Below are 23,470 nucleotides of genomic sequence, written 5' to 3' on the forward strand. Positions count from 1 at the left end.
TGCCGCATCAGCCCCCTGCTCGCGGCAGAGCGTGGATCGCGGTCTCCGCGATGGCGAGGAGCTCTTCGAGGGTGCCGCCGTCGCGAGCACGGCCGGACATGCCACGCATGACGGCGACCAGGAACGCGGCAAGGTGGTCGGTGGACGCCGCGGGTGCGAGGTCGCCGTCCCGCACCGCCTTGTCGAGCCGATCCTTGATCTTCGCGTACAGGACCTCGCGCTGCGCTTCGAGCCGCGGCTCGGTCAGCATCAGGCACCCCGCGGGTGTGGCCGCGTCGGTATGAGCGTGTGCCGTGTCGTCCAACATCCTCGCGATGGCCTCGTGCGCGCTCGGGAGCGCGGCGGCACGGTCGACCGCCTCACAGGTGCGCGCGAAGTACAGCGCTGACGCCTCTTCGAACAGGCGGTGCTTGTCACCGAACGCCGCGTAGAGACTCGGAGGCGTCACTCCCATCGCGGACGTCAGCATCGCGAGCGAGGTCCTCTCGTACCCGGACCGCCAGAACTGCTCGAGAGCCGCTCCCAGGGCGACGTCCCGATCGAAACTCCGCGGGCGACCAGCCATGCCCATGAGCATATCGTATCGATCACTACGAATTGTGTTACCGTCGTCAGACCAAACAGTATCGATCACTACAGAATGAGGTCATCGTGGATATCAAGGGTGCGGTCGTACTTGTCACCGGAGCCAACCGAGGCATCGGCGCGCAGTTCGTCGAGCAGTTGCAACGGCGCGGAGCAGCCAAGATCTACGCCGCCGCCCGCGATGCCGACTCGATCGACGCCGACGGGGTACATCCGCTCCACCTCGACATCACCGACCCCGACCAGATCGAAGCGACGGCCGCCGCGGCGGGCGATGTCCAGGTGCTCATCAACAACGCCGGTATCTCCACGGGCACCTCACTCGTGACCGGAGACGAGGCGAGCATCCGGCGCGAGATGGACACGAACTTCTTCGGGCCGCTGCTCATGACGCGTGCCTTCGCGCCCATCCTGGCGGTCAACGGCGGAGGGGCGATCCTCAACGTCGTCTCGGCGCTGTCCTGGTTCACCGCTCCGGGCGCCGGCGCGTACGCCGCATCGAAGGCCGCAGCCTGGATGCTCTCCGACAGCGCGCGGCTGGAGCTCGCCGCGCAGGGCACACACGTCGTCGCCGTGCACATGGGGTTGGTCGACACCGACATGGCCAAGGGCATGCAGGCGCCCAAGATCTCGCCGTCCGATCTCGCGAACGCCGGTCTGGACGCCGTCGAGTCGGGTGCTCAGGAAGTACTGGCCGACGAATGGGCGAAGTTCGTGAAGTCGGGGCTCTCCCTCGACCCGTCGGACCGCTACGAGCAGATCTTCGCCGCCCTGAGGGCCTGATCAGAAACGGGTCTCAGGCCAGAGCCGCGCGCAGCCGTTTCTCGTCGACACGCCAGTAGTCGTGCTGGGCGCCGTCGACGAGCGTCACGGGGATCTGTTCGGCGTACTGCTCGCGCAACGCCGGGTCGTCGAGGATCGAGACCTCCACCCACCCCACACCGGTGTCGGCCGCGACCGCGGCGATGACCGCCCGCGCCTCGTCGCATAGGTGGCACCCCGGTTTGCCGATGAGGGTGATGCGCGGATCCTGGGTCACCAGAAGACCGAACGCCGTTGCAGCAGAAGCGAATAGAGAGTCTGCTGAATCGTCTCGCGCACCTGGTCGGTGAGATCGAAGACCAGCATCGGGTCGTCGGCCGCCGCTGGTTCGAAGCTGTCGGTGGGGATCGGCGCGCCGAATTCGATGATCCACTTGCTGGGCAGCGGGACGAGCCCCAGCGGTCCCAGCCACGGGAAGGTCGGCGTCAGCGGGAAGTAGGGGAAACCGAAGAGGCGGGCCAGGCTCTTGGCGTTGCCTAGCAGCGGGAAGATCTCCTCGGCGCCCACGATCGAGCACGGGATGATCGGCACTCCGGTGCGCAGTGCGGCGCTGACGAACCCGCCGCGGCCGAAGCGTTGCAGCCGGTAGCGCTCCCCGAACGGTTTGCCGACGCCCTTGAACCCCTCGGGGCACACGAAGGTGAGTTCGCCGGCGCGCAGCAGCCGTTCGGCGTCGGAGTTGGCGGCCAGCGTGGAGCCGGACTTGCGGGCCAGATCGCCGAGGACCGGGGACTGGAAGACCAGGTCGGCGCCGAGCGCTCGCGCGTACCGGTGGCCCGGCGTCTCGTCGTGGATCGCGACCTGCACCATCAGTCCGTCGACGGGCACCGTGCCGGAGTGGTTGGACACGACGAGCGCGCCACCCTCGAGCGGGAGGTTCTCGATGCCGCGCACCTCCACGCGGAACCAGCGCTTGTAGATCGGCCGCAGCAGCGGCAGCCAGACCTCATCGGTGAACTCCTGGTCGAAACCGAAGTCGTCGACCTCGTACTCACCGGTCAGCCGGCGGCGCAGGAAGGCCAGCGCCCTGGTGATCCGGCGGTCCAGGTCCTCCCCCGACAACCCGGCCGCCGCGCCGGTCATCCGCAGCCCGCGCACGAGCAGCTTGATGATCGATTCGACGTCGTACGACGATCCGCCGGTCTGCGGTGCCGGTGCGGGGTCGGGCACGACATGCAGCGGCCGGTCGGCGCGCGCACCGGCGAACGCGGAGCGGGGCGGACGCTTGCGGGCGCCGGTGGCGTCGGATCCGGTGGGCTTGTCAGGCATGGGCTCCCCCTGCTCGCAGCAGCGCCGTCAGCCGGTTGTCGCCGCCGAAGACGTCGGTGAATGCTTGGCGTGTGGTGCGCTCCGGGGTGAACCCGAGCACGGTGCGCTGGGCTGTGGTGTCCATCCCCCGCCCGAAGCACAGCAGGTCCATCTGCTCGGCGTCGAAGTTGCCGACCCGGGTACGTGCGGTGAGCTGCTGGACCAGCGGGCCGGCCTGCGCCAGCACCGGGAGGGTGGGGCGCCCGGCGATGCGGGCGGCCTGGTGCAGGGTGAGCACGCCCTCACCGGCGACGTTGATGACGCCGGTGCAGTCCTCGCGCAGGGTCGCGGCGTGGATGGCGCCGATGGCGTCGTCCAGGTGCAGCACCTGGAACCTGCCGTCGAAGCCGACGGGCGAGGGAATCACCGGCAGGTGGAACAGGTCGGAGAACATCGTGCGCAGACCCGGGCCAATCACGTTGGCCATCCGCAGCATGCACACCTCGACGTCGGGGCGGCGACGGCCGAAGCCGCGTACATAGGTCTCGACCTCGACCGAGTCCTTGCCGAAGCCGCGCGGCGGGGTGCGCCGAGCCGTCATATCCTCGGTGAACATCGCGGGGTCGCGCGGCGAGGAGCCGTAGACGGCCGAGGATGACTTCACGACGAGCCGCTTCAACGAGGGCGCCTTCTGGCACGCAGCGAGCAGCTGCATCGTGCCGATGACGTTGATCTCCTTCTGCGTCGTGCGCCCGCCCGCCTGTCGCGGCGTGGTGATCACACCCAGGTGTACGACGGTGTCGACGTTCTCCTGCTTGATGATCTTGCCGATGATCGGGTTGCGGATGTCGGCGCGGACGAACTCCGCCCGGCCGATGTCGTGGGCCGGGCGTACGACGTCGACGGCCAGCACCCGCTCGATCCGCGGGTCGGTCGACAGTGCCCGCGCGGCGAGGCCGCCGACGAAACGCGAGACCCCGGTGACGAGCACGGTCGTGGCCATCGGTTTCCCTCTCGCGGGTGCGGAAGATCGCTGTGCGCAGATATTACGACGAAGCCCCCGCCCGCCACGGCTCACGCCAGGCGACAGGGGCCTTCGTAGGTCTCGCTACTACTTCTTGTTGCGACGCTGGTGACGCGTCTTGCGCAGCAGCTTGCGGTGCTTCTTCTTCGCCATCCGCTTGCGGCGCTTCTTGACTACTGAACCCATGCGTGAACGCTGTCCTTCGATGATCGGGAAATTCGAGAAAGGCTGTCCGCCAGGCTACGGCATACCCGGGATGCGGCCGAATCAACCGTTTCCTGGCCCGGGCGAGCGGTCTTGGCGGGATTCAGGCGGTACCCATGTAGGACTGGCTGAGGTACTCAGTCACGGCTCCCTCGGGCACCCGGAAGGAGCGCCCGACCCGGACGGCCTCGAGTTCGCCGCTGTGCACCAACCGGTAGACCGTCATCTTCGACACCCGCATGATGGTGGCGACCTCGGCGACGGTCATGAAGTTGACCTCGCCCACGTTGGTCTCCTGCGGCATGGTGGGGCCCTCGATTTTCTGTGCGGTCCGCAACGGATGGTCAATTCAGCGGGCCAGGAGTGCGGGTCGGCTGGTGCTGAAATGCACCCTAGGGGTAAAACGCGATCCGTGTGAAGTTTGGGACTAAAATGTCCAGTCGACACGCCGTACGAGCGTGGATTTTCACCTGTCCGCCTACGGCTGCTGTCGGGCGTCGTCACGGAGCACACGCAGGACCGGGACGACAACGGACCACGCGGCGCCCTTACGGCGGTCCCCCACCCCATCGGCGCGCACCACGGACCACGCGGCGCCGTTGTGACGACTCGGCTCGCGAACTCAGTCGAACCAGACGTCGAGGCCGTGCTCGGGGAAGACCGCCTCACGGGTGGCGAGCACGCACTGGTCGACGCGGTCGTCCGGGTCGGCGCCGGTGGCCCAGGATTTCCACCACACCCGACCGTGCTCGGCCACGCCGTCGCCCATCCGGGCCGGTCCGGGCCGACCGCAGGACATCCGCGCGTAGTCGTGCCAGGACTGCGGGATGGCCGTCTCGAGCGGGATCGGCGCGTGAGCCGCGATCCCGAGCAGGTGGGTCCAGGTGCGCGGGACGACGTCGACGATCTCGTAGCCGCCGCCGCCGAGCGCCACCCAGCGGCCGCCCGCCACCTCGTGCGCCAGGTCGTGCATCGATTCGGCCGCGGTCCGCTGTGCGTCCACCGACAGCCGCAGGTGCGCCAACGGATCCAGGTAGTGGGAGTCGCACCCGTGCTGGGTGACCAGCACCTGCGGCGCGAAAGCGCGCAGCAGACCGGGTACGACGGCGTGCACGGCCCGCAGCCAGGCCGCGTCACCGACCCCCGGCGGCAGCGCGATGTTGGCGGCGCTGCCCGGAGCACCGGGGCCACCGGTGTCCCCTGGGTAGCCGGTGCCCGGGAAGAGCGTGCGCGGACCTTCGTGGATGGAGATGGTGAGCACCCGCGGGTCGTCCCAGAAGACCTTCTCGACCCCGTCGCCGTGGTGCACGTCGAGATCGACGTACGCCACCCGCTGGGCGCCGGCCCGCAGCATCGACTCGATCCCGATGGCCACGTCGTTGTAGACGCAGAACCCGGACGCAGAGCCGGGCATCGCGTGGTGCATGCCGCCGGCGAAGTTCACCCCGTGCTGCACCTCGCCCGCCCACACCGCGTCGCACACGTCGCGGGTGCCGGCCGCGATCAGTGCCGACGCCTCGTGCATCCCGAGGAACGCTGGGTCGTCGGTGGTGCCGAGCCCGTATCCCACGTCGGCCTGCGAGGGGTCGGCGGACGCGACGCGCACCGCGTCGACGTACGCCGCGTCGTGCACCGTGCGGATCAGGTCCTCGGTCGGCTCCGACGGTGCCGTGACCTGCACGCCGGGGGCGTCGAAGACGCCGTACTCGCGCGCCAGCATCGCGGTCAGCGCGAGCCGCCGCGGGTCCATCGGGTGGTGATCGCCGAAGTCGTAGCGGGTGAACCGCTCGTCCCAGACGATCCGCGTCGACGCGGTCATCGACTCCTCATCGACCGGTCCTCGTCACAGCGCCGACGTCGGCACCGTGCCGGGGTCCTCGCCGAGGGAGTAGACCATCGCCATCTCGTCCTCGGGGGAGTCCTGCTCCTCCGGGACAGTCTGCGTGCCCTCCGGCACACCGGTCACCTTCATCGGCCGACGGGCATCGGTGGGACGGAAGCCGAAACTGCTGGCGAACGCGACGCCCCGACCGTTGTCGGTGCCCACCCAGTAGACGACGAACTGGAAGGAATCGGTGCTGGCCTGCTCGACACCGGCCTGCACGAGCTGCCACGCGACGCCCTGGCCGCGCAGATCCGGCTTCACCCACAGCCCGAACAGCTCGCAGCTGCGCGGATCCTCCGCGGGAGACCGCCCGACCGAGACGACGCCGACGACGTCGTCGCCGCGTTCGGCGATCAACCGGCGGGAGCGAGCCAGGCGGCGACGCCAGAACGCGTCGTCGAACTGCCGTTCCTGTGCGGCGCTGGCCGCGAAGGCGTTGGGACTGTCGGACAGTGCAGCCAGCCGTACGTCACGGTAGATCTGCCAGTCCTGCTCCCCGAGAGCACGAACCGTGATGTCAGTCATGCCGGTACTCTCGCACGGCGGTCGCGCCCGGGGGTAGCGGCGTCCACCCCTCGCGGCCTCACTCCCCCGCAGCCAGCTGGGCCGAGCGCCGTGCCGCCGCCTCGATCGCGGTGAGGAACGCGGCGCGGACCTTGTGGTCGTCCAGTTCGCGCAGTGCGGCCATCGTGGTGCCGCCTGGACTGGAGACCTGCTCGCGCAGCACGGTGGGGTGCTCGCCGGTCTCCTTCAGCATGGTCGCGGCGCCGTAGAGGGTCTGCACGACCAACTCGGTGGACGTGCCACGCGGCATCCCGAGCAGCACGCCGGCCTCGATCATGGCCTCGACGACGTAGAAGATGTACGCCGGTCCGCTGCCGCTGATGGCCGTCACCGCGTCGAGGTGGTGCTCGGGCAGCGCGACGACCCTGCCGCAGGCCTGCAGCAGCCCGGTCGCGGTGGCCAGCTGGTCGGCGTCGCAGTGCGCGCCCGGGCTCACCGCGGACATGCCCTGGTCAACCAGGGCCGGGGTGTTCGGCATGACGCGGGCAACCGAGGTGCCGTCCGGCAGATGCGTCTCCAGGAACGCCGTCGTGATGCCGGCCGCCAGCGAGACCACGAGGGTGCCCTCGCCGACCGCACCCGAGATCTCCCCGAGCAGCGCGCGCATGTCCTGCGGCTTGACCGCGAGGACGAGCGTGGCCGCCTGGGCGGCGGCGTCGGTCGCGGGGACGGCGCGTACGCCGTACTTGCCCTCCAGGTGCGTGAGCCGCTCGGGGCTGCGGTCGCTGATGAGCACGGACGCGGGGTCGCGGCCGCCGCGCAACCATCCCGAGAGCAGCGCCTCGCCCATCACCCCGGCTCCGAGGATCGCGACCGTGTGAGCGCGTGACATGGTCAGCCCTTGCTGATGAGGGAGCGGGCGAAGAACATCGCGTTCGCCGGTCGTTCGGCCATCCGTCGCACGAGGTAGCCGTACCACTGGTCGCCGTACGGCACGTAGATGCGCATCTGGTGGCCGGCGTCGGACAGTCGCTGCTGCTCGTCCGGGCGGATGCCGTAGAGCATCTGGTACTCGAAGGAGTCCGAGGCACGTAGGCACCGGTCGGCCAACGAACCGGCGATCTGGATCAGTCGGGGGTCGTGACTGGCGACCATCGGATAGCCGTCGCCGTGCATGAGCACCTTGAGGCACCGCACGTAGGACAGGTCGACGTGCGACTTGTCCAGGTACGCGACGCTGCCCGGCTCGTCGTACGCGCCCTTGCACAGTCGGATCCGGCTGCCGGCGGTCGCGAGATCGCGGCAGTCGGCCTCGGTACGCCGCAGATAGGCCTGCAGGACCGCGCCCACCCAGGGGAAGTCGGCGCGCAGCTCGCGGACACCCTCGAGGGTGTCGTCGGTGGTGGTGTGGTCCTCCATGTCGATGGTCACCGTGGTGCCCGCCGCGGCGGCCGCGGTGCAGATCTCCCGCGCGTGGTCCACCGCGATCTTGTGCCCGTCGTGGGGCAGAGCCTGGCCGATGGCGCTGAGCTTCACGCTGACCTCGACGCCGCCGTGCTCGGCCAGTCCGGCGTCACGCAGCGCCCGCAGGACGTCCAGGTAGGCGTCGCGGGTGTGCTGCGCCCCCTCCAGATCCGTGCAGTCCTCGCCGAGGAAGTCCAGCGTGCCGAGCAGTCCCTGCTCGTGCAGTCCGGTGCTCGCGGCGACCGCGTCGGCGGTGCCCTCGCCGGCGACGTAGCGGCGTACGACGTCTCGGCTGACGGGCGCGCTCTGCACGACGTGCCGCACCTTGTCGTTACGGGACAGGCCGAGCAGGCCTGCGCGCAGTGCTGCGCTGGGGTCGAACACGATCGATCTCCTCGAGTTACGCGAGCCGGCTGATCTCCACGGTCACGAACATCTTGCTCCCCGGTGTACCGGTGAAGATGCCCCGCAGGGGTACGACGTCGGAGTGGTCGCGACCCTGCGCCACCTCAATGTAGAAGTCATCCGGGACGACCCCTGCACTCGGGTCGACCGCCGTCCACGCGCCGTCCCACCACTGGATCCACGCATGTGACACACCGGTGACGTTCGCACCGACCGGCGCGTCCCGGTCGGGGAAGACGTACCCGGTCACGAACCTGGCCGGGATGCCCTGCGAACGCAGCGCGCCGAGGGTCAGGTGCGCGAAGTCCTGGCACGCGCCCTGGGCGTCGTCCCAGGCGCCCGCACAGCGCGCGTAGACGGTCCGCCGGCCCGCGACGTAGTCCAGCCGTTCACGGATCGCGGCGATGACGTCGGTGACGAACGCCGCCGGTGTCGGGGAGTCCTCGCGTATCCGGGTGACCACGTCGGCGAATGCCGTGCCGAGCGCCGTACGCGGCGCGATGCGCAGCACCTCCTCGAACTCGTCACGCACGGCGGGATCGGCGTACTGCTCCCAGGTCATGCCGGTCGTCTCGACGGGGTGCCGGTCGACGGTGACGGTGCTGATGGCCACGACCTTCAGCTCCTCGTGCGGCTCGTGCAGCTCGAACGACGTGACGGTGGTGCCCCAGTAGTCGGTCCACTGCTCCATCCACGGCGTCGGCGTGACGTCGACGCGGGAGTGCAGCACGGTCTGCCGGGCGCTCGAGAGCGGCGTGAGCCTTGCCTCGTTGTAGGACTGCGTCGCCGGTCCGGTGTAGGTGTAGCCGGTGCGGTGCACCAGCCGCATGGTCACGCTCACAGCGCCTCCGTCAGCCACTCGGGCGCCACGACGCCCTCGAAATACCGCTTCGCGATCGCCTGGGTGGCGTCAGCGCAGACGCGCTGCAGCTCCTCCATCTCCCGCGGGAGGTCGGTGACGAGGTCGGTCAGCGGCAGATAGGACAGTCGAGCGTGCGCCTGGCCGATGACCCGGGCCGCGTCGCCGCCGAAGCCGACCCGCCGCGACCGGGGGTCGAGCTCTTCCAGGCAGTGGCCCGCCTGCTCCAGCAGGTGGGAGATGGACCGTGGGAAGAGCCGGTCCAGCAGGAGGAACTCCGCTGCGGCGCGGGGTGATTCGGTCACCCGATACACGCGGGTGAACGCGTGGGCGGCGCCGCAGGAGCGCAGCGTGAGCGCCCACGCGCCGTTCGGGCCGGAGACGTAGTTGCCCATCATGATCAGCCGCGCGGTCATGTCGATCCGCTCGATGCTGCGGCCCAGCACGATGAACTGCCAGCCGTCGTCGTGGCTCTGGGTGCTGTCGGCGAGCGCGGAGATCATGCTGGCCCGTTCGCGCACGAACCGGAACGCGTCCGCGGGTCGCCGCTGTTGCAGCTGGCCCGCGAGCACCGCGTTGTAGGTGCTGTTGATCGCTTCCCACACCTCGGTGGAGACGACCTCCCGCGAACGACGGGCGTTCTCCCGCGCGGTCTCGATGGCGTAGGCGATGGACGGCGCCGCCGTACGGTCCAGCAGCAGGGTCTGCAGCAGCGCGTTGGCGTCCGGGGTGCCCTCGCCGTAGTCGATGCCCATGGCGGCCATCACCGACCGGCAGGTGGCCTCCTCGTCGATGACCGGGTCCTCGATGAGGAGTTGCAGGTAGGTATCGAGGATGCGTGCCGTGCATTCAGCGCGCTCGACGTACCGGCCGATCCAGAAGAGGGCCTCGGCGATCCGGCTCAGCATCTAGCGCTCACCGCCGAACGACGTCTGCACGGTCTGGCTCTGGCTCTGCGTGCCACCGGAACCGCTCTGCGACTGCCGTTGCGGCTGCGCGGATTCGGTGGGAGGGGGCTGGGACTGCGTCGTGTCGGGCTCGGCCGAACGTCCGGCGCGCAGGCTCGGATGGACGACGGCGTCCTCGGCGGCCGGTGCCGGTGAGGGCTCCGGGACGGCGCCGCGGTCGCCCGCGAGCACCCAGGTGTCCTTGGAGCCGCCGCCCTGGCTGGAATTGACGATGAGCTCACCCTCCGGAAGTGCCACCCGGGTGAGGCCGCCGGGCAGCACCCAGACCTTCTCGCCGTCGTTGATCGCGAACGGCCGCAGGTCCACGTGCCGCGGTGCCATGGTGTCGCCGATGAGCGTCGGCACCGTGGACAGCTGGATCACCGGCTGCGCGATCCAGCCGCGCGGGTCGGCGATCAGTCGCTTGCGCATCTCGTCCAGTTGGGTCTTGGTGGCGCGCGGACCGATGATGATGCCCTTGCCGCCGGCGCCGTCGACGGGTTTGACGACCAGCTCGTCGAGCCGGTCGAGCACCTCGGCGCGGTGCTCGGCGTCCTCCATCCGCCAGGTGTCGACGTTCGGCAGGATCGGCTCCTGGCCCAGGTAGTAGCGGATCAGGTCGGGCACGTAGGTGTAGGTCAGCTTGTCGTCGGCGACGCCGTTGCCCACGCCGTTGGCGATCGTGACGTTGCCGGCCCGCGCCGCGTTGAGCAGCCCGGGCACCCCGAGCATCGAATCCCTGCGGAAATGAACGGGATCCAGGAAGTCGTCATCCACGCGCCGGTAGATCACGTCGACCGGACGTAGGCCGTTCGTGGTCCTGACCAGCACGCGGCCGCCCTGGGCGACGAGGTCGCGTCCCTCGACCAGGCGGGTGCCCATCAGTCGGGCCAGCAGCGCGTGCTCGAAGTACGCGGCGTTGAAGGCGCCGGGGGTCAGCACGACGACCGTCGGATCGGCGACGCCGCTGGGGGCACAGGCCCGCAGGCTGGCCAGCAGCTTGGCGGGGTACTGCGACACCGGCCGGATGCGGTGGTGGGCGAAGACCTCGGGCAGCGCCGTGGACATGGCGCGCCGGTTGGAGATGACGTACGAGACGCCGGAGGGGATCCGGACGTTGTCCTCCAGGACCCGGAAGTCCCCGTTGCCGTCGCGGACCAGGTCGATGCCCGAGACGTGCACCCGCACGCCGTGCGGGTAGTTGATCCCCTTGGCGACCCGCAGGAAGTGCGGGCTGCTGGTGACGACGCGGCGCGGGATGACGCCGTCCCGGAAGACCTGCCCCTCGTCGTAGATGTCGGCCAGGAAGGCCTCCAGAGCCCGGACGCGTTGCGCGACACCGGCTTCCACGTGCGACCAGGTCTGCGCCTCGATCAGACGCGGCACGATGTCGATCGGGAACGGGCGCTCCTGTCCGCCGATGTCGAAGGTGACGCCCTGGTCCAGGTAGGAGTGGCCCAGGTAGTCGGCCCGCGCCTGCACCTCCTGCACCGACAGGCGCTGCATCTGACGCTGGATGCCCATGTAGTCGGGCCGGCAACTGGTGCCGTCGTACATCTCGTCGAATGTGTCCGTCCCCGAGCGGTATCCGCCGAAAACCTGACCCGAGGTGCCGCCCTGCGTCTGGCTCTGGCTCTGCGTCACGCCGGTCACGCTATCCCGATCGTGTTAAGTCGCTGTTTCGTTCGGCCGGATCGATCCCGTGTACGCCGTTTCGCGGGCGGCTCGACCGGCTCAACTGACGATGTCCTTGCGTTCGAAACGCCACCAGGCGAGCGCCAGGAACCCCGCCGAGAAGGTCAGCGCCACGCCCGTGCCGCGGATCATGTCGTCCCAGTTGACGCTCGGGCCCAGGGCATCGAGCCAGGAGTACTGGAAGTGGGTGGGCAGGTAGTCGCGGTAGGAACCGAGTGCGGTGATGGCGTCCAGGATGTTCGAGACGACCACCAGGAGCACGGCGCCGCCGACCGCACCGAGCGGGGCGTCGGTGAGCACGCTCAACAGGAAGGCCAGAGTGGCCACCAACAGCGACTGCACGCTCGCATACGCAACGACGATCAGCAGGCGCTGCAGGCCCACTCCGGTGCTGAACGAGCCGCCGAGGGGCGACTGGGCGGGCGCCCAGCCGAAGAACACCCCGCCCACCAGGAACGACCAGACGGGCACCAGCAGGTTGGCGCCGAGGCTGAGGCAGAGCGCGACGGTGAGCTTCTGACGCAACAGGCGAGGGCGCGGCACGGGGATGGCGAGCAGATAGCGCAGGGAGGACCAACTGGCCTCGCTCGCCACGGTGTCACCGCAGAAGAGGGCGACGATGACCACGAGCAGGAAGGCGGCAGAGGCGAATTCGGTGTAGAACGCGAAGTTGGTGGCACCCGCGGTGCCGAGGGTGATCAGCGCCGATCCGCCCGCGCCGCCACCACCCCCGCCGCCACCACCGCGGCCGCCGCCGCCGTTGTTGACCTTCAGCGCGACCGCCACGATGACCGGGAGGACGATCAGCAGCAGGGCCGCCAGCTGGGTGCGACGGCGGCGCAGCTGGCGCACGAACTCCACGCGCAGCGAGAGGGTGCGTCCGGGGCGGAACACCGCGCGCTCGGTCGTGGGCAACTCGCCCAGCCGGTCGTGGACGCCACGGCGCGTCGCGGCGATCTCGTTCATTCGTCCGCTCCGACCAGTTGCATGAAGACCTCTTCCAGCGAATGCCGGGTGGCGACCTGATCGGCGTCGATGCCTGCCGCGGCGAGCACCCGCACTGCCCGCTCGGGGTCGGCCACCCGCAGGCGGTCGGGTCCGGCGACCGCGCCGACGATCTCCTGCACCGACCCGGCGGTGATCAGCCGTCCGTTGTGCATCACGACGACGTGCGTGCAGGTCTGCTCGACCTCGTCGAGCAGATGGCTGGACAGGACGACGGTGCGGCCGGTCTCGGCGTACCGGCGCAGCACCTCACGCATCTCGATGATCTGCGGCGGATCCAGTCCGTTGGCGGGCTCGTCCAGGATGAGCAGCTCCGGGAGGCCGAGCATGGCCTGCGCGATCGCGAGGCGCTGCCGCATGCCCTGGCTGTAGGTCTTGACGCGGCGTTCGATGGAGGGGCCGAGTCCGGCGATCTCCAGAGCGGTCTCGAAGTCGGCGTCCTCGTGCGGGCGGCCGGTCGCGGCCCAGAAGAGGCGCAGGTTGTCGCGGCCGGACAGGTGCGGCAGCAGTCCGGGGCCCTCGATGAAAGCACCCGTGCGGGAGAGCACCGCGGCTCCGGGTCCGACCAGCTCGCCGAAGAGCCGGATCGTGCCGGTGGTGGGCGCGATGAGCCCCATGAGCGTGCGCAGGAGGGTGGTCTTGCCCGCGCCGTTGGGCCCGAGGAGCCCCACGACCTGGCCCGGCTGCACCGAGAAGGTGACGTCGTCGACGGCCCGGTAGCCGTCGGCGTACACCTTGCCGAGGTGCTCGATGCTGACGGGCACCTCCTGCAGCGCCGGCTCGAACGACCGGCGCCGGCGCCGACGTATGGCGCTCAGAGCGGCGCCGAGCAGGAACAGCCCCATCGCGACCACCCCCACGATCAGCCAGGGCCATGGGTGGCCGGTCGACTGGGTGCGGCCGACGACGGTGGCCAGCTGCAGTTGCGGGGAAGCGAGCGCGACGTCGTAGCTACGCGCGTCGACCGGCAGCTGGTAGGCGAGGTCGGTCGTCGCGACACGCACCACGAGACGGTGGCCTGCAGGCACCGACTGCACGATGCCCGGCAGTCGGACTGTCACCGTGGTGGGCACGCCCGGCCGCATACCTGTCAGGCGGATCGGGGCGACCAGGCCGGAAGGGAGGGTATCGGTGCCGTCCGGTGCGACGTCGTGCAGCGAGGCGAAGAGCGTGGCGTCGGTCGTGCTCCGCGCGGTGATGCGCAGACGGACGGTGGAGGAGCCGGCGACCAGCGCCGTCTTCGCCAGCGGCTTCGACGGGAACGACGCGAACTGCCCTGGTATCGAGGACAGTTGGGAGGCTCCGGCCACGCCGGCGAGACCGGCCGCCTGGCCGAGTAGACCGCCGAGGCCGGGGACCGCGGTGACCGCCGCGGGGTTTCCGCCCGCGGGGGCGAAGACCGTCGTCGACGGGCCGGACAGCGTGGTCGGCACCTGCCTGCCGGCGCCGTAGCCACCCTCGACCTGCACCGTCTGATCGATGCTCGAGCCGTCCTGGGCCGACAGGGCTGCGCCGGTCAGGGACGCGGTGAACGAACGGTCCGGGACGCGTCCATGCTTCAGGATCGGGTCGAACCAGCCGCGCAGATAGCTCTCGAGCTGGGAGGTCGAGGTGCCGCCGTCATGGCCACCGCTGCGCCAGACGACCTTGGTCGGCGTGCCGGTGGCGGCGATACCGCGGGCGTTCGCGTCGGCCTGGGACAGGTCGAAGAGGGAGTCCTGCTCGCCCTGACTCAGCAGGGTCGGCGCCGTGATCCGGCTCAGCACCCGCGCGGGGCTGGACGCGCGCAGCAGGCTCAGGATCGTCGCGTCGGGCCGGCCGGTCGCAGCGGCCCGCTGGTAGGCCGCGCATACGTCGGCCGCGAAGCGCCCGCACCCGCTTCCGCTGGGTGTCCGACTCGCGGCGGCGCCGAACAGCTGACCCGCCCAGAGCTTCTTGAACACTCCGGGCGCGCCGCCCTCCGCGGCGTTGGGGAAGAGGGCCGTCGACAGGTCGTTCCAGGTGATGTCGGCTCCGACGGCGTCGACCCGGCGGTCGGTGCCGGCGAGCAGCAGCGCCAGTCCCCCGCCGTACGACGATCCGGCGACGCCGATCCTCGGGTCTCCCGGGTGGTCCTTGACGACCTGCGGCATGGCCGCGAGATAGGACACGAGGAGCCGGGCGTCGGCGACCTCGTAGTTCGGCGCGTCGAGGTGGATCGAACCGCCTGACCTCCCGAATCCCCTTGCGGTGTAGGCCATCACCACGTAGCCGTCCGCGGCGAGCGACCGCGCCTCGGGCGCGAGATCCGTCTTGCTTCCGCCGAAGCCGTGCGCCAGCAGGATCGCCGGGGCGGGCGTCTTCGCCGGGAGGTAGACCGTGGTGTCGAGCCGCACCGGGGTCCTGCCCTCGGGCGTGCCGGCGACGAACTGCGAGCGGGTGGCGATGTGCGGGCTGCCGGGCCTGAAGAGCGCGATCCCAGCGGCGACCAGAACGACGACCACGAGCGCCGCGAGCAACGCGCGTACGGTGCGCGACCGCGGGAGTCTGGACCGCGGCAGCAACATGTCACCAGTAAAGACGGCGGTGCTGTGGAAAGGCGGGGTGACCCCATCCGAGCACCCCGCGCGGTCGTCGTCGGTCGCGCGGGTTCCCCTCGTAGTGCGCGGTTTGCGTTCGCGGCCAGGGCCGCAGCACTGGCCGCAAACGCAGACCGACCACCTCGCCGTACGCCGGTCCTAGGGTGACGGCCATGCCGTCTCAGCCCTCTCAGCCCTCGCCCCCACCTCACCGGCCGGACGAGATCGACGGGTTGCTCGGGTTCCTGGAGTGGCAACGCCACGGGATCCGCTACGCACTGGACGGCATCACCGACGCGCAGGCGCGGCTGAGGCCCATCCCGTCGACGACCCTGACCCTGGGCGGTCTGCTCAAACACGTGGTGGCCACGGAGAGGTCGTGGATCCGCACGGACGTCGAACGCGGTGAGGAGGAGCCGCGTACGGACGAGTTCATCCTCGGCGACGACGAGACGGTCGCCGAGTTGCTCGCTGCGTGGCAGGTCGAGGCCACCCACACGGAGGACGTGGTGCGGTCCGGGATCGCCCTCGAACGCGAGGTGCCGGACTACCAGGGCGGACCGTCGAACAACGTGCGCTGGGTGCTGCTGCACCTCGTGGAGGAGATGGCCCGCCACGCCGGCCACGCCGACCTGCTGCGTGAGGCGATTGACGGGCAGACCTATCGGCGCTGAGGGTCGACGTGCTGCTAGGCGCCGCGGGCCAGCCGGTCAACCCGCCGCAGCGACCGATCGGTCACGGTGATGGCGAAGAAGAGGACGGCCGCGATCAGCATGAAGACGGCCAGACCGTGCAGGCCGGCGCTGTCGGCGCCGGCGTGGAAGAACACCCCGCCGGCGGCGGCGGCCAGGATCGCTCCGAGGTAGGCGAACGTGCGCAGCAGCCCAGACGATGCGGCGATGTGCGCCGGATCCGCCTGGTGGTAGAGCGTGTTCTGGATAGCCAGGCTGTTGAGTCCCTGGGGCACGCCGAGGACGACGGCGATCAGTACGAGGTACCAGATGGGTGCGGCTCCGCGCACGAGCAGCACCAACGTCGACCCGAGCACCTGAGCGACGGCCCCCACGATGAGCTTGCCGCGAACCTGCGGGCGACGGCCGGTGAGCGAGGAGACGATCAGGCCGGTCCCGAACGCCGGCAGCAGGATCAGGCCGGCAGACGCGGCACTGAGCCCGCGACCGTCCTCGAGCCACTGGGTGAAGCCGTAGATAAACGAGTACGACACGGTGTACGCGACCAGGGCCCGCGCGTACGTCACCATCAGCGGCACGTTCCCCGCGAGCAGCCGCAGGTCGATGAACGGCGCGCGGCTGCGCAGCTCGTACGCGGCGAATCCGGCGCCGACGACGACCGCGGCGAGCAGCAGCCAGCCACCCGTCAGGCTCAGGTGGAGCAGGAAGACCAGCAGCAGTACCAAGGTGGTGGCGAAGAGCAGGATGCCGACGACATCGATGCGCGGGTGCTCCGGACGCTCGGCCTGCAGGGTGGTGGTGCGCGGCAGGAAGACCCAGCCGAGCACGAGACACGCGATGGACAGCGGGATGTTCACGGCGAACGTCGTACGCCAACCGCCGAGCCCGATGAGCAGTCCGCCCAGGGTCGGTCCGATGACCGCGATGGTCTGGGTGGCGACCGACAGCGCGGTGAGCACGCCGGCAGGACTCCTGATGCCGGTCCGCTCGGCCTCGCTACGGATCAGGTACATCGACGCCGGATAGGCACCGCAGGTGCCGAAGCCGAGGATCACGCGGGCGACGATCAGGACCGCGAGACTGGGAGCGAGCAGGCCCACCACCCCGGCGATCCCGGTGAGCGCCGTGCTCATCAGGTAGAGCCGCCGCGGCCCGAACGTGTCGACGAGGCTCCCGACCAGCGGCTGCCCGATCGACGTCGCGAGATAGAGAGCGGAGACCAACCACGCGGTCTGCGAGGCCGGCGCGCCGAACGCCACACCGATGGGCACGAGCGCGACCGCGATGATCGAGGAGTTGACCGGGTTGAGGATCGACCCGAGCATCATCGGCGCGAGCAGCCGGCGGTCGAACCTGTCGGCGGATGCCGTCGCTGCGGTCACGCGCGGGCCAGTCGTTCCAGGATCTGCGCGGCCGCGATGAGCGTCCGCCGCTCCTCCTCGGTGCAGTGCGCGTCGAGGCGACCGGCCAGCCACTCACCCCGTGCGGCCCGGTTGCCCAGGTCGAGCCGGCGCCCGGCCGTGGTCAGCGTGACGATCTGCCGACGCCCGTCGCTGGGGTCGGGTGTCCGTGTGATCAGCCCGAGCGCATCGAGCGAGGCCACCGTGCTGGCCATCGACTGCGGTCGCACCCCCTCCGACCTCGCCAGAGCCGACACGGTGTGCGCCTCGTCCTTCGACACGCGCGCGAGCACCGACGCCTGCCCGGGGCTCAGCTCGCCCTCCGTGGCGACCTCGCGCAGTCTGCGTCGGAATCGACCGAGAGCCACCCTGATGTCGTGGGAGGCCTGGGCTGCCGAGGGGCTGGTCTTCATTCGGGCCATTTCTACAGTCTAACCTGAACAGATTGACCTGTTCAGTTTGAACTACCTATATTGATCGGTATGAGCGAGTCGAAGACCGTCCTCCTGGCCATGGACTTCCAGCAGGGCATCGTCGAACGCCTCCCTGACGCCCACGGCGTACTCGCGGCCGCGTCCTGTGCCGTCGCCGCCGCGCGTACGGCGGGAATCCCGGTGTTCTTCGTCAGGGTTGCGTTCCGGCCCGGCTACCCCGAGGTGGCCACGTCCAACCGAGCGTTCTCGGGCACCGCGCAGCACGCGGGCGACACGATGACCCAGGATCATCCGGCCACCCGGCTGCATCCCGATCTCGAACGCCGCGACGACGAGCCGGTGATCACCAAACGCCGGGTGAGCGCGTTCACCGGGAGCGATCTCGAGGTGCTCCTGCGCGGCGCGGGCGCCGACACCATCGTCCTGTCCGGTATCGCCACGAGCGGGGTGGTCCTTTCGACCCTGCGCCAGGCCGCCGACCTGGACTACCGGCTCGTCGTACTGCAGGACGCGTGTGCGGACCGTGACCCCGAGGTGCACCGGGTGCTCACCGAGAAGGTCTTCCCCCGGCAGGCGATGGTGACGACCACCGACGAGTGGATCGACGACCTCGGCTGACCCCGATTCACCGGGAGGCCGAGGGGCCTAGCCTGGCCGGATGACCGACACCGAGGGTTTCGACACCTCCGTCCCGCCGAGCGGCGAAGGATGCGCGGACTGCCTGACCGGCGCGAGCCCGGGCTGGTGGATGCACCTGCGCCGCTGCGCCCAGTGCGGGCACATCGGCTGCTGCGACACCTCACCGGGCCAGCACGCGACCGCGCACTACGAGGCGACCGGCCACCCGGTCATCCAGAGCTTCGAACCGGGCGAGGACTGGTGCTTCGACTACCGCACCGGCGGGTTCGCGTACGGGCCTCCGCTCGCCCCGCCCACCAGTCACCCCCATGGCCAGGGCGTCCCCGCGCCCGCCGACAAGGTGCCGGCCGACTGGCAGGACCAGCTCCACTAGCCGACGCCGGGATGTCGGCCACGTGCCCACGCCATGGTCGACGTGGCCGCAGCGCGTAGGTGCGTGGGTTTTGCGTTCGCGGCCAGTGCTGCAGCCCTGGCCGCAAACGCAAAACCCGCACCTGGCGCCTGACTGCAGCGCGCGCGGCGACCGAAGCAGCTCAGGGAACCGCCGGCGCGGCGAAGTGGAAACGGGCGAACGCCAGCGCCTCCGCCAGGTCCAGTTCGCGCTCTTCGTCGTCGAGCTTGCGGGTGCCGACCTCCAGGACGATCGACCCGTCGTACCCGCTCGCAGCCAGCGTCTCCAGGAACTGCGCGCACGGTTGTCCCCCACGCCCCGGCACCAGATGCTCGTCCTTGAACGACCCCGAGCCGTCGGCCAGGTGCACATGCGCCAACCGGTCGCCGAGCGCGGCCTGCATGGCCATCGCGTCGGACCCGGCGGTCGCGGTATGCGACAGGTCGAGCGTGACGTTCGCGTAGTCGATGCCCACCGGGTCCCAGCCGGGCAGATACGCCTGCATCTCCCGTTGCCGCGCACGCCAGGGGAACATGTTCTCCACCGCGAGCTGTATGCCGCTGTCCTCCTCGCGCTGCGCGACACCTTCGACGAACTCCGCGGCGTAGTCCCGTTGCCAGCGGAACGGCGGATGCAGCACCACGGTGTCCGCGCCGACCTCGCGGGCGACCCGGACCGAGTTGTCGACCTTGTCCCAGGGCTCGGTGCCCCAGATGCGCTGCGTCAGCAGCAGGGTCGGCGCGTGGATGGAGACCACCGGCAGCTGATAGTGGTCGATGAGGCGCTGCAGCGCGCCCGCCTCCTGACTGACCGGGTCGTTCCACACCATCACCTCGACCCCGTCGTAGCCGAGCCGGTCGGCGAGGTCGAAGGTGGCCGCGACACCGTGCGGATAGACGGACGCGGTCGAGAGGGCGACCCGGGCGTCCGGGATGCGGCTGATGCTCACTCCGCGGAGTCCCATCCGTCCATGGCGTCCAACCGGCGCAGGATCACTCCCTCGCGCAGCGCCCAGGGGCACAGCGTCAGCGCGGGTACGTCGAGCAGCTCCATGGTGCCCTCGATGACCACCGCACCGGCCAGCATCTGGGCGGACCGGCTGGCCGAGACACCCGGGAGCCCGGCTCGCTCGGCGGCCGTCATCTTCGCCAGGCGGGGCACCAGCTTGGTGAGGTCGGCGCGCTCGAGGGTGCGCTCGACGTACGGGCCCTCGTCCTTCGGCGCTGCCCCACACAGCCGCGCCAGCGAACGGATCGTCTTGCTGGTGCCGACGACATGGTCCGGGCGGCCGAACCGGGTCAGGTCGCGCATGCTGCGGGCGATCTCGGTGCGGACCTGCTTGCGCATCGCGCGCAGGTCCTCCGGTGCCGGCGGGTCGCCCTGCAGCGTGCGGGTCAGGCGTCCCGCGCCCAGCGGCAGACTGATCGCGGCTTCCGGCACCTCGTCCTGCCCGTTGGCGAGCTCCAGCGATCCGCCGCCGATGTCGATGACGATCAGCCGCCCGGACGACCAGCCGAACCAGCGTCGTACGGCGAGGAAGGTCAGCGACGACTCCTGTTCGCCCGAGAGCACCTGCAGGTGGATGCCGGTCGTGTCGCGGACGGTCCTCAGCACGTCGTCGCCGTTGGGCGCCTCGCGGATGGCGCTGGTGGCGAAGGCCAGCAGCTGCTCGGCGCCCTGGTCCTCGGCGATCGTCTTGCACTCCTCGACGAAGCCGTTCAACGCCGCGATGCCGTCCTCGGCGATGTCGCCGTCCGCGGTGGTGTGCTCGGAGAGCCGCAGCTCGCGCTTGTGCGAGAACGCCGGGATCGGCTGGGCACCGCGGTGGGCGTCGACCACGAGCAGGTGGACCGTGTTCGATCCGACGTCGATCACTCCGAGGCGCATGCGGCCAAACTAGTCGGCACGGCTTCAGTCGGTGAGCACCATCCACTGGCGCCCGTCGATGATCTCCCGTTGCGCGTCCAGATGCCCCGCGTGGCAGGCGGTCTCGGCGATCACATGCAGGATCACCTCACCGAGGTCGTGCATCCGCCAGTCGCCGAAGAGATCTCCGGGCCACCAGCCGGGTGGCGTGTGCGCCGGCGTACGCGCGATGACCGCGTCGGAACGGGTGATCGCGGCGCGGTACCGGTCGACCATCCGCAGGGCGGGCACGTCGACCGGCACGTCCCAGACGTCGGGTGCGTTCTGGTAGTCCTGCCCCTCCCCCGCCACCACGGCCGTGAACCAGAAGTCCTCGATGTCGCTGGCCAGGTGCGCCAGCATCCCCGCGCACGACCATCCCGACGGCAGCACCGTACGGCGCAGCTGCTCCTCGGTGAGCCCGTCGACGATGCCGAGCACGTGACGGCGCTGCGCGCGCAGGTAGTCCAGGAGCAGATCGCGGTGCGGGTCGTGAGCCGGCGTCATGGGTCGATCCTTCCCGATCCGGTCGTCCGGCGCGCCGGGCTACCATCGCGCCGTGGCCGAGACCGATCCGAATGTCGCACGAAGCTGGGTCGAATTCGACAACCCGGACGACGGTGCCGAGCGCTTCCGATGCGATCTGACCTGGCTGACCTCGAACTGGACGTGCATCTACGGCCGCGGCTGCCAGGGCATCTACGCCGACCGGCCGGACGACGGCTGCTGCACCCTCGGCGCGCATTTCGCCGACAAGGACGACCTGAAGAACGTCCGCCGGGTCGTCAAAGAGCTCGGCCCGGACGAATGGCAGTACTACGACGAGGGCCACTCCGCCCTCGGCTGGCGCGAGAAGGAGGACGGCGCGACCAAGACCCGGGTCGTCGACGGCGCGTGCATCTTCCTCAACCGCCCCGGCTTCCCTGCGGGCGACGGCTGCTCCCTGCACCAGCACGCGCTGCTGACCGGCGTCGAACCCCACACGGTCAAGCCGGACGTCTGCTGGCAGCTGCCGTTGCGGCGCACCTTCCGCACGGTCGAGCGGGGCGACGACACGTCGTACCTGGAGATCTCGATCGGTGAGTACCAGCGCAGCGGCTGGGGTCCGGGCGGGCACGACCTGGACTGGTACTGCAGTTCCAACCCCGAGGCACACGTCGGGAAGGAGCCGCTCTACCTCTCCAACGCCGGCGAACTGCGCCACCTGATGGGTGAGGCGGCGTACGCCGTGCTCGTCACCCATTGCGAGGCCCACCTGGCGCTCGCGAAGGCGGCGCGTCGGCCGGGCAACCGCACGCTGCTGCCCCTGCTCATCCACCCGGCCACGCTCGACGCGCAGAAGCAGAACCGCAAGCGCCTCTGACCGGCCGCACGCCTGTCGGCGGCGGCGCATACCTTCTGCGTATGCCGACCGCGAGCGCCCGCAAGAAACCCCCAGCGCCGTCCTACCGCTGCACCGAGTGCGGCTGGACCGCGATCAAGTGGGTCGGGCGCTGCAGCGAGTGCCAGGCGTGGGGCACCTTGGAGGAGATCGGCCAGGTCGGCGTGCACACCGCCGCCGCGACCGTGCTCGAACGGCCTGCCGTGCCGATCGGCGAGGTGGACGGCTCGCAGGCCTCCGCCCGGCCGACCGGGGTGAGCGAGTTCGACCGGGTGCTGGGCGGCGGGCTCGTGCCGGGCGCGGTGATCCTGGTCGCCGGAGAGCCGGGCATCGGCAAGTCCACGCTGCTGCTGGACGTCGCGGCGCGTGCCGCGCGCGGGCCGCGCCGGGTGCTCTACGTCAGCGGCGAGGAGTCGGCCGCCCAGGTGCGGGTGCGTGCCGAGCGGATCGAGGCCCTGGCCCGCACCCTCTTCCTGGCCAGCGAGACCGATCTGGCCACCGTGCTCGCGCAGATCGATCAGGTCCGCCCGGAGCTGCTGGTGATCGACTCGGTGCAGACCATCGCCTCCACCGAGATCCCCGGCGCGCCCGGCAACGTCAGCCAGGTGCGCGAAGTGGCCGCGGCGATCATCCAGGTCGCCAAGCAGCGCGACATCAGCGTGCTGCTGGTCGGACACGTCACCAAGGACGGCTCGATCGCCGGGCCGCGGGTGCTGGAGCACCTGGTCGACGTCGTCGTGCAGTTCGAGGGTGAGCGGCATTCGCGGCTGCGCCTGGTGCGCGCCGCGAAGAACAGGTACGGCCCCACGGACGAGGTGGGCTGCTTCGACCTGTCCGACGTCGGCATCGTCGGCCTGCCGGACCCGAGCGGGCTCTTCCTCACCCGCCGCGAGCAACCGGTGCCCGGCACGTGCGTCACGGTGACCCTCGAGGGGCGCCGCCCGCTGGTCACCGAGGTGCAGGCGCTGATGGTCGACGGCGTGCAGGGCAACCCGCGGCGCACCACCAGCGGGATCGACTCCTCGAGGACGGCCATGATCCTGGCTGTGCTCGACCGCCGCGCCGGACTGCCGGTCTCCCGCAGCGACTGCTACCTGTCCACCGTCGGAGGCGTCCGCCTCAGCGAACCGGCTGCCGACCTGGCGATCGCCCTGGCGATCGCGAGCGGCGTACAGGACCGGCCGATGGGCGCCGGCACCGTGGCCGTCGGCGAGGTGGGACTGGCAGGCGAGGTACGCGCGGTGTCCGGAGTCGCGCGGCGATTGGCCGAAGCCTTCCGCATCGGGTTCAAGAGGGCGGTCATCCCCGCCGGTTCGCTCGCCGGCGAAGCGGCCCCCGAGGGCATGCAGGTGGTCGAGGTCACCGACGTGCAGAGTGCCGTGCGACTGATCGACGGGGGCGGCGGCCCGCGTCTCACATAGAA

The 23,470-nt window shown here is 70.3% G+C and carries 26 protein-coding genes; 6 read left to right on the plus strand and 20 right to left on the minus strand.

What is annotated here, in order from left to right:
- Positions 1-7: 7 nt before the first annotated feature.
- Positions 8-565, minus strand: coding sequence for a TetR/AcrR family transcriptional regulator (locus J4030_RS00865; RefSeq protein ID WP_208047292.1), 558 nt, complete (start codon positions 563-565; stop codon positions 8-10).
- A gap of 86 nt (positions 566-651) precedes the next feature.
- On the opposite strand from J4030_RS00865, the gene J4030_RS00870 reads away from it, so the two are divergent.
- On the plus strand, positions 652-1,368 hold the full coding sequence (locus tag J4030_RS00870) for an SDR family oxidoreductase (RefSeq protein WP_208047293.1): 717 nt from the start codon (positions 652-654) through the stop codon (positions 1,366-1,368).
- Between the two features lie 13 nt (positions 1,369-1,381).
- On the opposite strand, the gene J4030_RS00875 is transcribed toward J4030_RS00870, so the two are convergent.
- The 14 genes from J4030_RS00875 to J4030_RS00940 form a co-directional block, all read right to left on the minus strand.
- A complete protein-coding gene (locus tag J4030_RS00875) occupies positions 1,382-1,624 on the minus strand; it encodes a glutaredoxin family protein (protein WP_307864496.1) in 243 nt (80 codons plus the stop codon).
- Positions 1,621-2,676, minus strand: a complete 1,056-nt coding sequence (locus tag J4030_RS00880) for a lysophospholipid acyltransferase family protein (RefSeq protein WP_208047294.1) — start codon at positions 2,674-2,676, stop codon at positions 1,621-1,623. Before J4030_RS00880 ends, J4030_RS00875 begins: the two co-directional genes overlap by 4 nt.
- The gene (locus tag J4030_RS00885; RefSeq protein ID WP_208047295.1) at positions 2,669-3,658 is read right to left on the minus strand and encodes an NAD-dependent epimerase/dehydratase family protein; all 990 of its coding nucleotides are present in this window, start codon (positions 3,656-3,658) and stop codon (positions 2,669-2,671) included. The genes J4030_RS00880 and J4030_RS00885 overlap by 8 nt, the downstream gene beginning before the upstream one ends.
- Before the next feature lie 108 nt (positions 3,659-3,766).
- Complete coding sequence (locus J4030_RS00890) at positions 3,767-3,865, minus strand: 30S ribosomal protein bS22 (protein ID WP_082775156.1); 99 nt, start codon at positions 3,863-3,865, stop codon at positions 3,767-3,769.
- A gap of 121 nt (positions 3,866-3,986) precedes the next feature.
- Entirely contained in the window at positions 3,987-4,187 is a 201-nt protein-coding gene (locus J4030_RS00895; protein ID WP_208047296.1) for a helix-turn-helix domain-containing protein, read from the minus strand.
- Positions 4,188-4,505: 318 nt separating this feature from the next.
- Positions 4,506-5,702 carry an acetoin utilization protein AcuC gene (locus J4030_RS00900; protein ID WP_208047297.1) on the minus strand — a complete coding sequence of 399 codons (1,197 nt, stop codon included), beginning with the start codon at positions 5,700-5,702 and terminating at the stop codon, positions 4,506-4,508.
- Between the two features lie 24 nt (positions 5,703-5,726).
- Positions 5,727-6,293, minus strand: a complete 567-nt coding sequence (locus J4030_RS00905; RefSeq protein WP_208047298.1) for an N-acetyltransferase — start codon at positions 6,291-6,293, stop codon at positions 5,727-5,729.
- 58 nt (positions 6,294-6,351) lie between these two features.
- Complete coding sequence (gene proC, locus J4030_RS00910; RefSeq protein ID WP_208047299.1) at positions 6,352-7,164, minus strand: pyrroline-5-carboxylate reductase; 813 nt, start codon at positions 7,162-7,164, stop codon at positions 6,352-6,354.
- A 2-nt stretch (positions 7,165-7,166) separates the two neighbouring features.
- A complete protein-coding gene (locus tag J4030_RS00915) occupies positions 7,167-8,120 on the minus strand; it encodes a proline dehydrogenase family protein (protein ID WP_208047300.1) in 954 nt (317 codons plus the stop codon).
- A gap of 16 nt (positions 8,121-8,136) precedes the next feature.
- Positions 8,137-8,982: a transglutaminase family protein gene (locus J4030_RS00920; RefSeq protein ID WP_208047301.1), complete on the minus strand. Its 846-nt coding sequence runs from the start codon at positions 8,980-8,982 to the stop codon at positions 8,137-8,139.
- On the minus strand, positions 8,979-9,908 hold the full coding sequence (locus J4030_RS00925; protein ID WP_208047302.1) for an alpha-E domain-containing protein: 930 nt from the start codon (positions 9,906-9,908) through the stop codon (positions 8,979-8,981). Before J4030_RS00925 ends, J4030_RS00920 begins: the two co-directional genes overlap by 4 nt.
- Positions 9,909-11,504: a circularly permuted type 2 ATP-grasp protein gene (locus tag J4030_RS00930; RefSeq protein WP_208047411.1), complete on the minus strand. Its 1,596-nt coding sequence runs from the start codon at positions 11,502-11,504 to the stop codon at positions 9,909-9,911.
- A gap of 177 nt (positions 11,505-11,681) precedes the next feature.
- Complete coding sequence (locus J4030_RS00935; RefSeq protein WP_208047303.1) at positions 11,682-12,608, minus strand: ABC transporter permease; 927 nt, start codon at positions 12,606-12,608, stop codon at positions 11,682-11,684.
- The gene (locus tag J4030_RS00940) at positions 12,605-15,193 is read right to left on the minus strand and encodes an alpha/beta fold hydrolase (protein WP_208047304.1); all 2,589 of its coding nucleotides are present in this window, start codon (positions 15,191-15,193) and stop codon (positions 12,605-12,607) included. Before J4030_RS00940 ends, J4030_RS00935 begins: the two co-directional genes overlap by 4 nt.
- Before the next feature lie 185 nt (positions 15,194-15,378).
- On the opposite strand from J4030_RS00940, the gene J4030_RS00945 reads away from it, so the two are divergent.
- Positions 15,379-15,879, plus strand: coding sequence for a DinB family protein (locus J4030_RS00945; protein WP_208047305.1), 501 nt, complete (start codon positions 15,379-15,381; stop codon positions 15,877-15,879).
- A 14-nt stretch (positions 15,880-15,893) separates the two neighbouring features.
- Here the strand turns inward: J4030_RS00945 and J4030_RS00950 are convergent, their stop codons facing one another.
- The gene (locus J4030_RS00950) at positions 15,894-17,279 is read right to left on the minus strand and encodes an MFS transporter (RefSeq protein ID WP_208047306.1); all 1,386 of its coding nucleotides are present in this window, start codon (positions 17,277-17,279) and stop codon (positions 15,894-15,896) included.
- The gene (locus tag J4030_RS00955) at positions 17,276-17,719 is read right to left on the minus strand and encodes a MarR family winged helix-turn-helix transcriptional regulator (RefSeq protein ID WP_243762655.1); all 444 of its coding nucleotides are present in this window, start codon (positions 17,717-17,719) and stop codon (positions 17,276-17,278) included. Before J4030_RS00955 ends, J4030_RS00950 begins: the two co-directional genes overlap by 4 nt.
- 60 nt (positions 17,720-17,779) lie before the next feature.
- On the opposite strand from J4030_RS00955, the gene J4030_RS00960 reads away from it, so the two are divergent.
- A complete protein-coding gene (locus J4030_RS00960) occupies positions 17,780-18,349 on the plus strand; it encodes a cysteine hydrolase family protein (protein WP_208047307.1) in 570 nt (189 codons plus the stop codon).
- A gap of 40 nt (positions 18,350-18,389) precedes the next feature.
- Positions 18,390-18,743: a UBP-type zinc finger domain-containing protein gene (locus tag J4030_RS00965; RefSeq protein WP_208047308.1), complete on the plus strand. Its 354-nt coding sequence runs from the start codon at positions 18,390-18,392 to the stop codon at positions 18,741-18,743.
- A gap of 160 nt (positions 18,744-18,903) precedes the next feature.
- Here J4030_RS00965 and J4030_RS00970 read toward each other — a convergent pair whose 3' ends face one another.
- From J4030_RS00970 to J4030_RS00980, 3 genes are read right to left on the minus strand one after another with little or no spacing between them, the layout of a single operon-like run.
- On the minus strand, positions 18,904-19,704 hold the full coding sequence (locus tag J4030_RS00970; protein ID WP_307864507.1) for a sugar phosphate isomerase/epimerase: 801 nt from the start codon (positions 19,702-19,704) through the stop codon (positions 18,904-18,906).
- 2 nt (positions 19,705-19,706) lie between these two features.
- On the minus strand, positions 19,707-20,648 hold the full coding sequence (locus J4030_RS00975) for a Ppx/GppA phosphatase family protein (RefSeq protein WP_208047310.1): 942 nt from the start codon (positions 20,646-20,648) through the stop codon (positions 19,707-19,709).
- A gap of 24 nt (positions 20,649-20,672) precedes the next feature.
- Positions 20,673-21,173: a DUF664 domain-containing protein gene (locus tag J4030_RS00980; protein WP_208047311.1), complete on the minus strand. Its 501-nt coding sequence runs from the start codon at positions 21,171-21,173 to the stop codon at positions 20,673-20,675.
- A gap of 52 nt (positions 21,174-21,225) precedes the next feature.
- Here J4030_RS00980 and J4030_RS00985 point away from each other — a divergent pair, with 52 nt between their 5' ends.
- Together J4030_RS00985 and radA are read left to right on the plus strand one after the other, a co-directional pair.
- A complete protein-coding gene (locus tag J4030_RS00985) occupies positions 21,226-22,029 on the plus strand; it encodes a hypothetical protein (protein ID WP_208047312.1) in 804 nt (267 codons plus the stop codon).
- A 41-nt stretch (positions 22,030-22,070) separates the two neighbouring features.
- Positions 22,071-23,468 (plus strand): DNA repair protein RadA, encoded by a 1,398-nt coding sequence (radA, locus tag J4030_RS00990; protein ID WP_208047313.1) that lies wholly within the window; start codon positions 22,071-22,073, stop codon positions 23,466-23,468.
- The last annotated feature ends 2 nt before the right edge of the window (positions 23,469-23,470 follow it).

Origin of the sequence: Allobranchiibius sp. CTAmp26 (assembly GCF_017565405.1) — a bacterium.
Lineage (GTDB): Bacteria > Actinomycetota > Actinomycetes > Actinomycetales > Dermatophilaceae > Allobranchiibius.